General features: G+C 71.2%; 14 protein-coding genes. 9 read left to right on the top strand and 5 right to left on the bottom strand.

Going from position 1 to position 13866, the window contains the following annotated elements; all coding sequences use genetic code 11:
* Window positions 1–8: 8 nt before the first annotated feature.
* Both ACN6LD_RS13260 and ACN6LD_RS13255 read right to left on the bottom strand, forming a co-directional pair.
* Window positions 9–338, bottom strand: coding sequence for a hypothetical protein (locus tag ACN6LD_RS13260; RefSeq protein WP_319188465.1), 330 nt, complete (start codon window positions 336–338; stop codon window positions 9–11).
* Between the two features lie 109 nt (window positions 339–447).
* A complete protein-coding gene (locus ACN6LD_RS13255) occupies window positions 448–972 on the bottom strand; it encodes a PadR family transcriptional regulator (protein WP_319188466.1) in 525 nt (174 codons plus the stop codon).
* Window positions 973–1133: 161 nt separating this feature from the next.
* Between ACN6LD_RS13255 and ACN6LD_RS13250 the strand changes: the two genes are divergently transcribed.
* A complete protein-coding gene (locus ACN6LD_RS13250) occupies window positions 1134–1892 on the top strand; it encodes an alpha/beta fold hydrolase (protein WP_445043250.1) in 759 nt (252 codons plus the stop codon).
* Between the two features lie 4 nt (window positions 1893–1896).
* Here ACN6LD_RS13250 and ACN6LD_RS13245 read toward each other — a convergent pair whose 3' ends face one another.
* Window positions 1897–2496 (bottom strand): class I SAM-dependent methyltransferase, encoded by a 600-nt coding sequence (locus tag ACN6LD_RS13245; RefSeq protein ID WP_445043249.1) that lies wholly within the window; start codon window positions 2494–2496, stop codon window positions 1897–1899.
* A gap of 152 nt (window positions 2497–2648) precedes the next feature.
* On the opposite strand from ACN6LD_RS13245, the gene ACN6LD_RS13240 reads away from it, so the two are divergent.
* The 7 genes from ACN6LD_RS13240 (at window position 2649) to ACN6LD_RS13210 (ending at window position 9488) form a co-directional block, all read left to right on the top strand.
* Window positions 2649–3452, top strand: coding sequence for an MHYT domain-containing protein (locus ACN6LD_RS13240; protein WP_319188472.1), 804 nt, complete (start codon window positions 2649–2651; stop codon window positions 3450–3452).
* Window positions 3453–3497: 45 nt separating this feature from the next.
* On the top strand, window positions 3498–6248 hold the full coding sequence (locus tag ACN6LD_RS13235) for a nitrate- and nitrite sensing domain-containing protein (RefSeq protein ID WP_319188474.1): 2751 nt from the start codon (window positions 3498–3500) through the stop codon (window positions 6246–6248).
* Window positions 6245–6682: a roadblock/LC7 domain-containing protein gene (locus tag ACN6LD_RS13230; protein ID WP_445043248.1), complete on the top strand. Its 438-nt coding sequence runs from the start codon at window positions 6245–6247 to the stop codon at window positions 6680–6682. The genes ACN6LD_RS13235 and ACN6LD_RS13230 overlap by 4 nt, the downstream gene beginning before the upstream one ends.
* A gap of 17 nt (window positions 6683–6699) precedes the next feature.
* Window positions 6700–7110 carry a DUF742 domain-containing protein gene (locus tag ACN6LD_RS13225; protein WP_445043247.1) on the top strand — a complete coding sequence of 137 codons (411 nt, stop codon included), beginning with the start codon at window positions 6700–6702 and terminating at the stop codon, window positions 7108–7110.
* A 55-nt stretch (window positions 7111–7165) separates the two neighbouring features.
* Window positions 7166–7771 carry a GTP-binding protein gene (locus tag ACN6LD_RS13220; protein WP_057582619.1) on the top strand — a complete coding sequence of 202 codons (606 nt, stop codon included), beginning with the start codon at window positions 7166–7168 and terminating at the stop codon, window positions 7769–7771.
* A gap of 215 nt (window positions 7772–7986) precedes the next feature.
* Window positions 7987–8400 (top strand): roadblock/LC7 domain-containing protein, encoded by a 414-nt coding sequence (locus tag ACN6LD_RS13215; RefSeq protein ID WP_445043246.1) that lies wholly within the window; start codon window positions 7987–7989, stop codon window positions 8398–8400.
* 137 nt (window positions 8401–8537) lie between these two features.
* Window positions 8538–9488, top strand: a complete 951-nt coding sequence (locus ACN6LD_RS13210) for a DUF6397 family protein (RefSeq protein WP_445043245.1) — start codon at window positions 8538–8540, stop codon at window positions 9486–9488.
* 8 nt (window positions 9489–9496) lie between these two features.
* Here the strand turns inward: ACN6LD_RS13210 and ACN6LD_RS13205 are convergent, their stop codons facing one another.
* Window positions 9497–10363: an acyl-CoA thioesterase gene (locus ACN6LD_RS13205; RefSeq protein WP_445043244.1), complete on the bottom strand. Its 867-nt coding sequence runs from the start codon at window positions 10361–10363 to the stop codon at window positions 9497–9499.
* 67 nt (window positions 10364–10430) lie between these two features.
* Window positions 10431–12944 carry a DEAD/DEAH box helicase gene (locus tag ACN6LD_RS13200; protein ID WP_445043243.1) on the bottom strand — a complete coding sequence of 838 codons (2514 nt, stop codon included), beginning with the start codon at window positions 12942–12944 and terminating at the stop codon, window positions 10431–10433.
* 145 nt (window positions 12945–13089) lie between these two features.
* Between ACN6LD_RS13200 and ACN6LD_RS13195 the strand changes: the two genes are divergently transcribed.
* Window positions 13090–13866, top strand: a 777-nt coding sequence (locus ACN6LD_RS13195) for a metal-dependent hydrolase (RefSeq protein ID WP_445043242.1), incomplete at its 3' end; no start/stop codon positions are given.

Raw genomic sequence — 13866 nt, 5'->3', positions numbered from 1 at the left:
CGGATGCGTCACGCCGCCGGCAGTCCGAGGAGTTCGCGAGCCACGGTCTGCGGCGACTCGTCGCGTTCCCGTGCCAGGGCGATGACGGCGCGACAGGCCAGTTCGTTGACGCCGAAGGACAACGCCTCCGGCGACACCCAGTCCGCCGCCTCGTCGATCCGGTCCTGATCGTCCTCCGCGCAGGCCGAGACATACACGGCGGCCGCCTCGAACAGGTTGTGCGTGCGCTTTGCATGCGTGCGCGCGGGTTCGTCCGGACTCCCCGCGCCGCCCGGACCGGACCGCGCGCGCCTTGCGTCGAGGAGTCTTCCGCAGGCCTTGCGTATCGCATCGAACATGCCGACCGCCTTCCCAGTGCCTCAATGCGTCGACGGGCTGTCCATCTCCCGCTGCTCACCCTGGAGTTGCCCGTCAGGAGGCAGAAGGGAACGGGGTTGACGTCACGGTTCAGCCGTCGAGCGAGTCGAGCGTGTCGTGCAGCCAGGCGAGCTCGGCCCGTGAGGTCGCCCGGGCGATGGCCAGGACGCCGCGCCGGAAGGGGTCCGTCAGTTCCTCGGCCCGCACCGGACGGTCGCCGTCGTAGAAGAAGCTCGCCGGTTCCTCGAGGAAGGCCAGCCGGCGGCGCAGCACAGCGGCCTGGGCGGCGGAGTCGTCCAGGTGCCGCAGGAAGGCGAGCACCGTGAACCAGCGGTTCTCGTCGGTGATGTCGCGCTGATCGGGTTCGGCGAGCCGTCTGCGCAGTTCGTCGCGGCCGTCGGCGGTGAGGCTCAGGACGTGCCGCGGAGCGGCTACTGCGCCGGGTTCCGTGGCGCGTACCAGGAAGCCCGCCTTCTCCAGGCGCTTGATGGCCGGGTAAAGGGTGCTCTCGGCCACGGGGCGCACGTGCCCCGTGAGCGCGGTGATGCGCTTGCGCAGCTCGTAGCCGTGCAGGGGGGCGTCGAACAGGAAGCCGAGGACGGCGAGCTCCAGCATGCCCGCATTCTGCCGCAGAACAGGGGTACCTCGCCGACTTGGTACACCGGGCAGGGAATACGCCGTTGACGTAATACCTCGACACCGATGTATCGTCGTCGCGATCCTGACGGTGATCGAGCCGGACGGACGACGACGGTGATCAGAGGGGGAGCAGAGCGATGCAGCAGACCGAGTTCGACGACAGGGGCAGTCGAGTGCGGTGGACGGAGACCTGGGGTGGCGGCCCCTCACGGGTGTACGTGCACGGGCTGGGCGCGGCCTCGACCGTGTACCACGCGCACGTGGCGGCGCGGCCGGAACTGGCAGGCCGGCGGAGCATGTTCGTCGATCTGCCGGGGCACGGCATCAGCGACCGTCCCGCGGACTTCGGCTACACGCTCGAGGAGCACTCCGACGCCCTGGCGGCCGCGCTGGACGCGGCGAAGGTGACCGGCGCCGAGCTGGTCGCCCACAGCATGGGCGGCTCCGTCGCCGTCGTCCTGGCCCATCGCCGGCCCGACCTGGTCGCCCGGCTGGTGCTCACGGAGGCCAATCTCGACGCCTGCCCGCCGCCCGCCGCGGGCAGCAGCGGCATCGCCTCGTACGCGGAGGACGATTTCGTCGCCTTCGGGTACGCGCGCGTGCTGGACGAGGTCGGACCTCTGTGGGCCGCGACGATGCGGCTCGCCGACCCGCGCGCACTGCACCGCAGCGCCGTCGGTCTGCGGCGCGGATCCGATCCGGTCATGCGCGAGATCCTGACCGGGCTGCACTCGGTGGAACGCGTCTACCTGCAGGGGGAGCTCACCGGCCCGCTGGACGGAGCGGACGCGCTGGAGGCTGCGGGGGTGCGCGTGGTCACGGTGCCGGGCGCCGGCCACAACGTCATGTTCGACAATCCGGACGCGTTCGTGCGAGCGGTCGGCGGAGGCGAGTGATGCTTCAGTCCTTGCGTACGGCCACTGCCAGGAACCGCGCGTCCTCGTCGACGTACGACGTCATACGCCACCCCGACCCCGCCAGCAGCGGGCGCAGGTTGGGTTCCGCCCGCAGATCCTCCGGCGTGATCCGACGGCCCTGGCGGGCCGCGAGCGCGGCCCGGCCGACGGGGTGGAACAGCGCCAGTGTGCCGCCGGGGCGCACCACGCGCGCCAACTCGATCAGGTTCTCCGCCGGCCGTGGCAGGTGGGCGACGAGGCCCGCACCGAAGACGGCGTCCAGGGCTCCTGAACGCAGGGGGAGCGCGGTGACGTCCGCGAGCACCAGCCGCCCGTCCCGGTCGCGTCCGGCCCGTACGGCGGCCTCCAGCATGGCCGGGGTCAGATCGACCCCGACGACCACTCCCGAACGCCCCACAGCGGCACGCAGCGGCGTCAGAGCCCGTCCGGTGCCGCAGCCCGCGTCCAGCACACGGTCCCCCTCGCGCAGCCCGAGGCCGCCGACCGCGGCCGAGTAGGCGGGACCGTCGTCCGGGAACCGCTCGTCCCACCCGGCAGCGCGGGCCCCGAAGAACTCCTGAACATGTGTGTGACGGTCGCTCATTCTCCGCATGATCCCTCACCGTCCCGGAGGATGCCTCGGCGCACACGTTCGAGCGTGACCCGATCGTTCAGGCGCACCGCTGAGTCATATTCCAACAGCTTTCGAAATGCGCCGCCCTTGTGCCTCCATGGCCCGGCTACCGTCCCGTGGCCATGGGACACCTGGACCACGCCGCCTTCGGCTGGCTGACCCCCGTGCTGTCGTACGCGATGGCCTGCATCGGCGCCGCCCTCGGGCTGCGCTGCACCATGCGCGCGCTCGGCGCCTCCGGGCGCTCACGCCGCAACTGGCTGATCACCGCCGCGTCGGCGATCGGCACCGGCATCTGGACCATGCACTTCGTGGCCATGCTCGGATTCGGCGTCAGCGGCACCGACATCCGTTACGACGTCCCGCTGACCGTGCTCAGCCTTCTCGTGGCCATGGTCGTGGTCTGCGCCGGCGTCTTCGCCGTCGGCTACAGCGGCGACCGCACGCGCGCGTTGCTGATCGGCGGGCTCACCACCGGTCTGGGCGTCGCGAGCATGCACTACCTGGGCATGGCTGCGGTCCGGCTGCACGGCGACGTCACCTACGACGCGGTACGGGTGGGACTCTCCGTCGTGATCGCCGTCGTCGCGGCGACCGCGGCACTGTGGGCGGCGCTCAACATCAAGTCGCCGATCGCCGTCACCCTCGCCTCCCTCGTCATGGGCGTGGCGGTGAGCAGCATGCACTACACCGGCATGTTCGCGGTGCGGGTGCACGTCACGCCCTCCGGCGAGGCGCTGCCCGGGGCCACGGCGATGCAGTTCATCTTCCCCCTCGCCGTCGGCCTCGGGTCCTACCTCTTCCTCACCTCGGCCTTCGTCGCGCTGTCGCCCACCACGGGGGAGCGCGCGGCCTCCGCCTCGGCACAGCAGGCGGTGGAGATCGCCCAGGGCGGTCCGGGGCGACCACAGGCCCGGACCGTCTGACCGGCCGGCACACCCGTCCCAGTCCCCCTTCCGAGCGAGGAGGCCATGCGCACACCCCGCAGGACCCCGACGGCCGGCGCCGACGCGCCGCCCCCCGCGCGCGGGCGGCGCGCACACGCCGGACCCCCGGCCGACGAAGGGCCGGACGAACGGACGGACCCCTCGACGGACCCGTCCCTCGACGCGCCGATCCCGCGCGCTGATGGCTGGCGTCTCAAGCCGCGCACCGTACGAGCCAAGATCGTCTGCCTGTTGATGGTGCCGGTCGTCTCCCTGCTCGCCCTCTGGGCCTACGCCACGGTCAGCACCGCACAGGACGTCTCCCGGCTGCGCCAGTTGCAGCGCGTCGACTCCCAGGTCCGAGCCCCCGTCGCCGCCGCCGTGGCCGCCCTCCAGGCCGAACGGACGGCGGCCGTCCGGTACGCGACCCGTCCCGCACCCGGGCAGGACGCCGACCTGAAAACGCTCGCCTCACGCACCGACAAGGCGGTGTCCGTCCTGCGGCTCGGCGACGACAGCACCGTCGCCGACGGCCAGGACCTGCCCGCGGGCGTGGCCCGGCGCCTCGAGGCGTTCGTCTCCGGCGCCGAACGACTGACCTCGCTGCGGACCGCCGTGCTCGACGGCAGCGCCGGCTGGGAGACGACCTACAGCCGGTACACCGGCGCCATCTCGTCGGCCTTCGCGGTCGGCGGCGCCCTCTCGGGCATCCAGGACGCCGAACTCGGCTCCGACGCGCGCGTGCTGCTCGAGTTCTCCCGCGCGGGAGAGGCCCTGGCCCAGGAGGACGCGGTGCTCGCCGGGGCACGCCTGAACGGGCGCCTCGACGGAAACCGCCTGCGACTGTTCACCGGCGCCGTCGACACACGTCGCGCCCTCACCGGGTCGGCCACCGAGGACCTGCGCGGACCCGAGCACACCGCCTGGCGCCGTCTCGCCGCCGACCGCGCCTACGCGGTCCTGAGGGCCTCCGAGGACAGCGTGCTGGCCGAACGGCCGGGAGCGAAGGCGATCGCGGCCGCTCCCGCGAGCACCTGGGACTCGGCGCGCGCCCGCGTGCAGGACGGGATGCGGACCATCGAGGCGGACGCCGGCAGCGACGTCGCCGACCGCGCCGACCCCCTCACCCGCGGTCTGCTCACGGCACCCGGGGCCGCGGTTCTGCTGGGCCTCGCCGCCGTCGTCGCCTCGCTCGTCATCTCCGTGCGCATCGGTCGCGGGCTCGTCGTCGAACTGGTCGGCCTGCGCAACAGCGCTCTGGAGATCGCCCGGCGCAAACTCCCGGAGGCGATGGGGAAACTGCGCGCAGGGGAGCAGATCGACGTGCGCGCCGAAGCTCCGCCCGGTCCTCCCTCCGAGGACGAGACCGGACAGGTCGCCGAAGCCCTGAACACCGTGCACCGGGCCGCTCTGCGCGCCGCCGTGGAGCGCGCCGAACTCGCCAGCGGCATCTCCGGGGTGTTCGTCAACCTGGCCCGCCGCAGCCAGGTCCTCGTCCACCGCCAGCTGAGCCTCCTGGACAGCATGGAGCGCCGCTCCGACGACCCGAACGAGCTCAGCGACCTCTTCCGGCTCGACCACCTCACCACCCGCATGCGGCGCCACGCGGAAAGCCTGATCATCCTCTCCGGCGCGGCGCCCGGCAGGGCCTGGCGGATGCCGGTCTCCCTCACCAACGTCGTCCGCGCCGCCGTCTCCGAAGTCGAGGACTACGCGCGCGTGGAGGTACGGCAGCTCCCCGAGGCCGCCGTCATCGGCACGGCCGTGGCCGACCTCACCCACCTGCTCGCCGAGCTGGTCGAGAACGCGGCGCAGTTCTCGCCCCCGCACACGCGTGTGCGCGTCACCGGCGAACCCGTCGGCAACGGCTACGCGGTGGAGGTCGAGGACCGGGGCCTGGGCATGGGCAGGGAGACCCTCGACGAGGCCAACCGGCGCATCGCCCAGTCCGAGGCCCTCGACCTGTTCGACAGCGACCGGCTCGGGCTGTTCGTGGTGAGCAGGCTCGCCGCCCGGCACAGCGTCAAGGTGCATCTGCGGACCTCGCCCTACGGCGGCACCACGGCGGTCGTCCTGCTGCCGACGGCTCTGCTGCACAGCGGCACGCCGGAGGCTGCCGCCCGAGAGGCGGCGGGACGGCCGACCGAACGTGCCTACGCGCGCGTGGCGGCAGGCGACAGGCACGCCTCCGAAGTCCACGCGTCCGACGCCCGCACTGCCCACGTGCACGCCTTCGGACCGCACGATGTACCCGAGCGGCCGCTCGACCACCTGCAATCGGTCGACGCCGGCTCTTCCGGCCGACGCCGCGAGTCCGTCCCCGCGCCCGTCGAACGTCCCGCGCTCGCGGCTCCGGCACAGGACACCGCCGAGCCGACCGCGGACGTTCCACCGCCTCCCGGAGTGACAGCCTTGCGCCTGCACCGGCCCCCGGACGACGAAGGCCCCGTAGACGGCGAAGACACCGGACACGGAGACACCGGATACGCAGCAGCCACCGGATACGGAGAAGACGCCGGACGCGGAGAAGTGAACGGATACGGCGAAGACACGGACGACCTTCCACGCCGGGTCCGCCAGGCCAGTCTCGCTCCGCAGCTGCGCCGTTCGCGCCCGGAGGAAACAGCACGGACGCCCGCCCCGCGCGGCGACGAAGGACGTACCCCCGAGCTCGCACGGAACCGCATGGCCGCGTACCGGGAGGGCTGGGCCCGGGGCGGCGGAAGGCAACCCGGCCGTGGAGCCGCCCCGGATTCCGCAGCGGGCAGCGAAAGCACTGAAGGAGACCACGCATGATCCAGGACCCGAGCATGAGGTCGGCCCAGCGGTCCGGCGAACTCGACTGGCTGCTGGACGACTTGGTGATGCGTGTGAGCGAGGTACGGCACGCGGTGGTGCTGTCCAACGACGGCCTCGCCGTCGGCGCCTCCACCGACCTCAGACGCGAGGACGCCGAGCACCTGGCCGCTGTCGCCTCCGGCTTCCACAGCCTCGCCAAGGGCGCGGGCCGCCATTTCGGCGCCGGCGGCGTACGCCAGACCATGGTGGAGATGGACGACGGCTTCCTGTTCGTGGCCGCCGCGGGCGACGGCTCCTGCCTGGCCGTGCTCACCGCCGTGACCGCCGACATCGGCCTGGTCGCGTACGAGATGGCACGGTTGGTCAAGCGCGTCGGCGAGCACCTCTACACGCCCCCGCGCCTCGCCGCGCGGCCGCCCGTCGTCGGATGAGGCGAGAGTCCGCGCTGATGACCGAGGACATGACCGGCGCCCCGCACGAACCGGGCAGCCAGTGGTTCGACACCGAGGCCGGCCCGCTCGTCCGCCCGTACGCCATGACGGGCGGACGGACGAAACCCGGTCCCACCGGAGTGCGATTCGACCTGATCGCCCTGGTCGCCCTGGACCCGGGCGCGCCCGGCACGGAAGGCATGGCGATCGGACCGGAGCACCGTGCCCTCGTCGGTCTCTGCCGTGAGGAGACCCAGTCCGTCGCGGAACTCGCGGCCGGAGCCGACCTGCCCGTGGGGGTGGTCCGGGTGCTCCTCGGCGATCTGCTGGAACTGGGCTGCGTCACCGTCAGCCGCCCGGTGCCGCCCGCGCAGTTGCCCGACGAACGGATCCTGCGCGAGGTGATCGCAGGGCTGCGCGCCCTGTAGACGAACCTCATCGACCCGACTCCGAACCCGAACCCGAACCCGAGAGAAGTGATGCATGGTCTCCGAGCACTCCGACGCCGCCGACGGCGAGTCGGCCCCCATGGCGTTGAAGATTCTGGTCGCCGGCGGGTTCGGCGTGGGCAAGACCACCATGGTGGGCGCGGTCAGCGAGATCAAACCGCTTCGCACCGAGGAACTACTCAGCCAGGCAGGGCAGTCGGTGGACGACACCGACGGCGTGGACCAGAAGGTCACGACCACCGTCGCGATGGACTTCGGCCGGATCACCATCCGTTCCGGTCTCTCCCTGTATCTGTTCGGCACTCCGGGGCAGGACCGCTTCTGGTTCCTGTGGGACGAACTGTCCCAGGGCGCACTGGGCGCGGTGGTTCTGGCCGACACCCGGCGGCTCGAGGACTGCTTCCCTGCGGTCGACTACTTCGAGCACCGGCACATTCCGTTCGTGGTGGCCGTCAACTGCTTCACGGGCACACGGACGTACGGCGCCCGGGACGTGTCGCGCGCGCTCGACCTCGACCCCGGCACCCCGGTCGTCCTGTGCGACGCCCGCGACCGTGACTCGGGGAAGGAAGTGCTGATCCGACTGGTCGAGTACGCCGGGCGGATGCACACCGCCCGGTTGCTCGACTCGGTCAGCTGAGCTCTTGGTCGGCCGCGGCGCCGGCTCGCGATGTCCCGCGGTGGCCACGGACCGTGGAAATCCCGCCGGGCCACGCGGTGAAGGAAGTCGACTTCTGCGCCATGCCGCCGTCCTCCTTGCTCCGGCGACCGTCCCTGGGGAAGGGTGATGTGCGCTCCTCCGGCGAGCCGGGGGCGCACGGGGGCATACCGGAATGGCACACGGGGGAGCGGGACATGGTGGGCAATCAGGGAATGGGCCGGTTGCTGGACGATCTGGCCGGGCGCGTCGACCACGTACGACACGCACTCGTCCTGTCCGACGACGGGCTGGTGGCGGGCGCGAGCACCGGAATGCGCCGGGAGGACGCCGAACACCTCGCCGCCGTCGCATCCGGCCTCCACAGCCTGGCCAAGGGCTCGGGCCGTCACTTCGGGGCGGGCCGGGTACGTCAGACGATGATCGAGTTCGACGACGCGGTGCTGTTCGTCACCGCGGCCGGCGCGGGCAGCTGTCTGTGCGTGCTCAGCGGGGTGGACGCCGACATGGGCCGGATCGCCTACGAGATGACCCTGCTCGTGAACCGGGTCGGCGAACAGCTCACCATGGACTCCCGGCACCCTGACCGCGCCCCACTGTCAGGCCTCTGACCTGCAGTTTCATCCTCCCGTCCGGAGTTATCCACAGGCCGCCACGAAATCGGCGTCCGCGGGTACGGTTTTTTCCGGGGCCACCGCCGAGGGCGCGGGCCTGCTTCACTCCACTCACTCCACGGGGGAGATCGACCATGTCCGGGAACACCGTCACACGCCTGCACGCCACATCCTTCGTGCCCGGTCGGGCGGCACGCGAACTGAGCCTGAAACGAAGCGAGTTCGACCTCGGCGTACATCTCGGGCGGATCAGGACGACACCCGACGAAGGGGGAGGGGGCCGTCGGGTGGCCCGGGCCGAGATCGACCGCCTGCGTGCGGAACCCGGCTTTCCCGAGACTCTGCGCCGGCAGGTGCACGCCGTGGGCACCGGCGAGGGCGCGGCGATCCTGGAGGTGCCGCCCACCCGGTTCACCCGTCTCGCACGAGTGGGACTGGTGGTGCCCGTCAACTTCTACCTCAACCGGTATCGCGCCGTCGTATGGATGTATCTCGCCGAAGAACTGCGGCAGTTCGGTGCCGACCGGACGAACGCGTTCCTGCTCACGGGCCGGACGCCCGAGGTGTTGCGCAGCCAGCTGGCCGCAGGCGTCGACCTGCGGCCCCGGAACTGGCGGGGACGCCATCTGGGCTTCCTGCTCCGACAGACGGAGGACCCCTGGCAGCGTGCCGGAGTGCTGGCGGCCTTCCTCGGCCCGCCGCACGTCGCGGAGATCGTCGACGATCCCTACGAGCGCGCGCACCTGAACAGGTTCCGGCCGGGACCGCCGGCGCACGCCGCTCCGGGCTCCCCCGCCGCCCAGCTCATCGAGAAGATCATGACCGCACAGGACCGCGACGAGATCGACTGGTTGAGCTCCGACCTGACGAACACCCTGGCCGAAGCCCGTGCCGCGAGGCCCGCGCCGCGGCTCTTCCCGAAACCCGTCCGGCAGCGTCCCTCACCACGGTACGAACGACCTGACGCACCTGACGCACCTGACGCGCAGGACGAGTCGTATGCGTACGACCAGTCGGACGCATACGACGAGCCGACCCCCTCGACGCGCGGCCTGTTCGGCTGGCTGCGCCGCCGCAGCGGCTGACGCACGGCCTACAGCGCGCGGAAAAGACCCTCCTGGACGACGGACACCAGCAGCCGCCCGTCCAGGTCGTAGATACGGCCCCGGGCCAGCCCACGCCCGCCCGTGGCGATCGGCGACTCCTGGTCGTACAGGAACCACTCGTCCGCGCGGAACGGCCGATGGAACCACATCGCGTGGTCCAGCGACGCCATGTCGAAGTTCCGCGGCCCCCACAGCGGCTCCACCGGGAGGCGGACCGCGTCAAGAAGCGTCATGTCGCTGGCGTAGGTCAACGCGCAGGTGTGGACGAGCGGGTCGTCGCCCAGCGGCCCGACGGCACGCATCCACACCGCGCTGCGCGGCTCGGCCCCCTTGACCTCGTCGGCGGTCCAGCGCAGCCGGTCCGCGTACCGGATGTCGAAGGGCTGGCGACGCGCCATCCGCTCCAACTGCTCGGGCAGCGAACCGAGATGCGCCCGGACCTCCTCCGTCACGGTCGGCAGTGACTCCGGGTCCGGCACCTCACGCGCCGGCGGCAGCTGGTGCTCGAAAGGACCTTCCTCAGGCTGATGAAAGGAGGCGGTGAGATTGAAGATCGTCCGCCCCTGCTGCACGGCGGTGACCCGGCGGGTCGTGAACGACCGGCCGTCGCGCACCCGTTCCACCTGGTACACGATGGGAACGCCCGGCCGGCCCGGGCGGAGGAAGTACGCGTGCAGCGAGTGCACGGGCCGGTCGCCCTCGGTGGTCCGGCCGGCCGCGACCAGCGCCTGGCCGGCCACCTGGCCGCCGAAGACCCGCTGGAGGGACTCGTGCGGGCTGCGGCCCCGGAAGATGTTGACCTCGATCTGCTCCAGGTCGAGCAGGTCGACGAGTCTCTCGGCCGGATTCGTCATCGGTGCGCTTCTCCTGTGCCCTGTGCTGTGCCTGGTCCGGTTCCCGCGGCGGCGGCCGCCGCTGCGCTCACAACTGGCCGACGGACGTGACGCGGACGACCGCGCGGCCCTCGGCGTCGGAGGCCGTGAGATCGACCTCCGCGCTGATGCCCCAGTCGTGGTCGTCGTTGGGGTCGTCGAAGATCTGACGGACGCGCCACAGCGCGTTCTGCGGCTCCTCCTGGATGACGAGCAGTTTGGGCCCCCGCGCGTCGGGGCCGGTGCCGAGGTCGTCGTACTCGTCCCAGTACTTGTCCATCGCCTCGCCCCAGGCGTCGGCGTCCCAACCGGCCTCCGCGTCCAGCTCGCCGAGTTCGGCGACGCGGTCGAGCGCGGCGAGCTCGACACGGCGGAACATCGCGTTGCGGACCAGGACCCGGAAGGCACGCGCGTTCGCCGTGACCGGCTTGACCTCGTCGGCCTTCTCCTGCGCCTCCTCGGCGGTCATCTCCTCCGGGTTGGCGAGCTGCTCCCACTCGTCCAGCAGGCTGGAGTCCACCTGGCGCACCATCTCGCCGAGCCACGCGATCAGATCCTGCAGGTCCTCGGACTTCAGATCGTCCGGGACGGTGTGGTCGAGGGCCTTGTAGGCGCCGGCCAGGTACCGCAGCACGATGCCCTCCGTGCGGGCCAGCTCGTAGTGGGAGACCAGCTCGGTGAACGACATGGCGCGCTCGTACATGTCACGGATGACGGACTTCGGCGACAGCGGATGGTCGCCCACCCACGGGTGGCTCTTGCGGTAGGTGTCGTACGCGTGGAAGAGCAGCTCCTCCAGCGGTTTCGGGTACGAGACGTCCTGGAGGCGCTCCATGCGCTCCTCGTACTCGACGCCGTCCGCCTTCATCGCGGCAACCGCCTCGCCGCGCGCCTTGTTCTGCTGGGCGGCCAGGATCTGGCGCGGGTCGTCCAGCGTGGACTCCACGACGGAGACCATGTCGAGGGCGTAGGAGGGCGACTCCGGGTCCAGCAGCTCGAACGCGGCCAGTGCGAAGGTGGACAGCGGTTGGTTCAGCGCGAAGTCCTGCTGCAGATCCACGGTGAGGCGGACGACACGGCCGGAGGCGTCCGGCTCGTCGAGCTTCTCCACGACGCCGCCGTCCAGCAACGACCGGTAGATCGCGATGGCGCGCCGGATGTGGCGCAGTTGCTGCCTGCGCGGCTCGTGGTTGTCCTCCAGCAGGTGCCGCATCGCCGCGAACGCGTTCCCGGGGCGGGCGATCACGGACAGCAGCATCGTGTGCGTGACCCGGAAGCGGGACGTCAGCGGCTCAGGATCGGACTCGATGAGCTTGTCGAAGGTGTTCTCCGTCCAGCCCACGAATCCTTCCGGGGCCTTCTTGCGCACCACCTTGCGGCGCTTCTTCGGGTCGTCGCCGGCCTTGCTGAGGGCCTTCTCGTTCTCGATGACGTGCTCGGGCGCCTGCGCCACCACCAGCCCCGCCGTGTCGAAACCGGCGCGGCCGGCCCGCCCCGCGATCTGGTGGAACTCACGGGCCCGCAGTGTCCGCACCCGGTTGCCGTCGTACTTGGTGAGGGCGGTGAACAGCACCGTCCGGATGGGCACGTTGACGCCGACGCCGAGCGTGTCCGTGCCGCAGATGACCTTCAGCAGACCGGCCTGGGCGAGTTTCTCCACCAGGCGCCGGTACTTCGGCAGCATGCCGGCGTGGTGGACGCCGATGCCGTGCCGCACGTAACGCGAGAGGTTCTGGCCGAACTTGGTGCTGAAGCGGAAGTTGCCGATCAGATCGGCGATCCGTTCCTTGTCCTCACGCGAGCACATGTTGATGCTCATCAGCGCCTGCGCCCGCTCCACCGCCTGCGCCTGGGTGAAGTGCACGATGTAGGCGGGCGCCTGCCGGGTGTCCAGCAGGTCGGTGAGGGTCTCCGTCATCGGGGTGTACCGGTACTCGTAGGACAGCGGCACGGGCCGGGTCGCCGAGCGGACCACCGCCGTGGGGCGGCCGGTGCGCCGGGCGAGATCCTTCTCGAAGAAGGACACGTCGCCCAGTGTCGCCGACATGAGCACGAACTGCGCCTGCGGCAGTTCCAGGATGGGGATCTGCCAGGCCCAGCCCCGGTCGCCCTCGGCGTAGAAGTGGAACTCGTCCATGACGACCTGGCCGACGTCCGCCTGCTTGCCGTCGCGCAGCGCGATCGAGGCGAGCACCTCGGCGGTGCAGCAGATGACCGGGGCGTCGGAGTTCACGGACGCGTCGCCGGTGAGCATGCCGACGTTCTCCGTGCCGAAGATCTTGCACAGCTCGAAGAACTTCTCCGACACCAGTGCCTTGATCGGAGCCGTGTAGAAGGTGACCTCGTCGCGGGCGAGGGCCGCGAAGTGCGCAGCCGCGGCGATCATGCTCTTGCCGGAGCCGGTGGGCGTCGAGACGATCACGTTCGCCCCGGAGACCACCTCGATCAGCGCCTCCTCCTGATGGGGGTAGAGCGCCAGACCGCGCTCCTGCGCCCAGGACTCGAAGGCTTCGTACAGGGCGTCGGGATCTGCGGTCGGCGGCAGCTGATCGATGAGGGTCACGACCCCATCTTGCCTGCCCCCGGTCCTGAGAGGGGAATCGGATGCCGACCCGAAGATCACGGCAGCTACGCTGTGTCGCCGACGGAGCGTCATCGCACCCGGTCAACTGGACAGCGGCACATGAGGGATAGGGCGGGCAAGGGCCATGATGGGACCAGCACACTCACTGTCGGGCGCCGCCGCCTGGCTCGGCGTCGGTGCGGCCGCGGCCGCGGCCGGACACACGATGCCCTGGCCGGTCCTGCTCGCCGGTGCGCTGATCTGCGCCGGCGCCGCGCTCGCGCCGGATCTCGACCACAAGGCCGCCACGATCTCCCGGTCCTTCGGTCCCGTCTCACGCTGGCTGTGCGAGATCGTCGACAAGCTCTCCTACGCCGCCTACAAGTCCACGAGGAAGCAGGGCGACCCGCGCCGCTCCGGTGGGCACCGCACGCTCACGCACACCTGGCTGTGGGCGGTCATGATCGGCGCGGGCGCATCGGCGCTGGCGATCACGGGTGGCCGCTGGGCGGTGCTGGGGCTCCTGTTCGTGCACATGGTGCTGGCGATCGAGGGCCTGCTGTGGCGGGCCGCCCGGGGCTCCAGCAGCGACGTCCTGGTGTGGCTGCTCGCCGCGACCAGCGCGTGGATCCTGGCCGGTGTCCTGGACAAGCCCGGAAACGGCGCGGACTGGCTGTTCACCCAGCCCGGCCAGGAGTACCTGTGGCTGGGGCTGCCCATCGTGCTCGGCGCACTGGTCCACGACATCGGGGACGCCCTGACCGTCTCGGGCTGTCCGGTGCTGTGGCCCATCCCGATCGGGCGCAAGCGCTGGTACCCGATCGGTCCGCCCAAGGCGATGCGGTTCCGGGCGGGCAGCTGGGTCGAGCTGAAGGTGCTGATGCCCGTGTTCATGGTGCTCGGGGGAGTGGGGGGGGCAGCC

Source organism: Streptomyces sp. SAS_272, from assembly GCF_052543235.1.
Note: the sequence above shows the minus strand (reverse complement) of the source record. Positions and strands in the feature narration are given on the sequence as shown.

What these genes read in the sequence shown, in the direction of transcription:
- ACN6LD_RS13260 (WP_319188465.1), bottom strand. Translation starts at nt 338, where the DNA reads ATGTTCGATGCGATACGCAAGGCCTGCGGAAGACTCCTCGACGCAAGG.
- ACN6LD_RS13255 (WP_319188466.1), bottom strand. Translation starts at nt 972, where the DNA reads ATGCTGGAGCTCGCCGTCCTCGGCTTCCTGTTCGACGCCCCCCTGCAC.
- ACN6LD_RS13250 (WP_445043250.1), top strand. Translation starts at nt 1,134, where the DNA reads ATGCAGCAGACCGAGTTCGACGACAGGGGCAGTCGAGTGCGGTGGACG.
- ACN6LD_RS13245 (WP_445043249.1), bottom strand. Translation starts at nt 2,496, where the DNA reads ATGAGCGACCGTCACACACATGTTCAGGAGTTCTTCGGGGCCCGCGCT.
- ACN6LD_RS13240 (WP_319188472.1), top strand. Translation starts at nt 2,649, where the DNA reads ATGGGACACCTGGACCACGCCGCCTTCGGCTGGCTGACCCCCGTGCTG.
- ACN6LD_RS13235 (WP_319188474.1), top strand. Translation starts at nt 3,498, where the DNA reads ATGCGCACACCCCGCAGGACCCCGACGGCCGGCGCCGACGCGCCGCCC.
- ACN6LD_RS13230 (WP_445043248.1), top strand. Translation starts at nt 6,245, where the DNA reads ATGATCCAGGACCCGAGCATGAGGTCGGCCCAGCGGTCCGGCGAACTC.
- ACN6LD_RS13225 (WP_445043247.1), top strand. Translation starts at nt 6,700, where the DNA reads ATGACCGAGGACATGACCGGCGCCCCGCACGAACCGGGCAGCCAGTGG.
- ACN6LD_RS13220 (WP_057582619.1), top strand. Translation starts at nt 7,166, where the DNA reads ATGGTCTCCGAGCACTCCGACGCCGCCGACGGCGAGTCGGCCCCCATG.
- ACN6LD_RS13215 (WP_445043246.1), top strand. Translation starts at nt 7,987, where the DNA reads ATGGTGGGCAATCAGGGAATGGGCCGGTTGCTGGACGATCTGGCCGGG.
- ACN6LD_RS13210 (WP_445043245.1), top strand. Translation starts at nt 8,538, where the DNA reads ATGTCCGGGAACACCGTCACACGCCTGCACGCCACATCCTTCGTGCCC.
- ACN6LD_RS13205 (WP_445043244.1), bottom strand. Translation starts at nt 10,363, where the DNA reads ATGACGAATCCGGCCGAGAGACTCGTCGACCTGCTCGACCTGGAGCAG.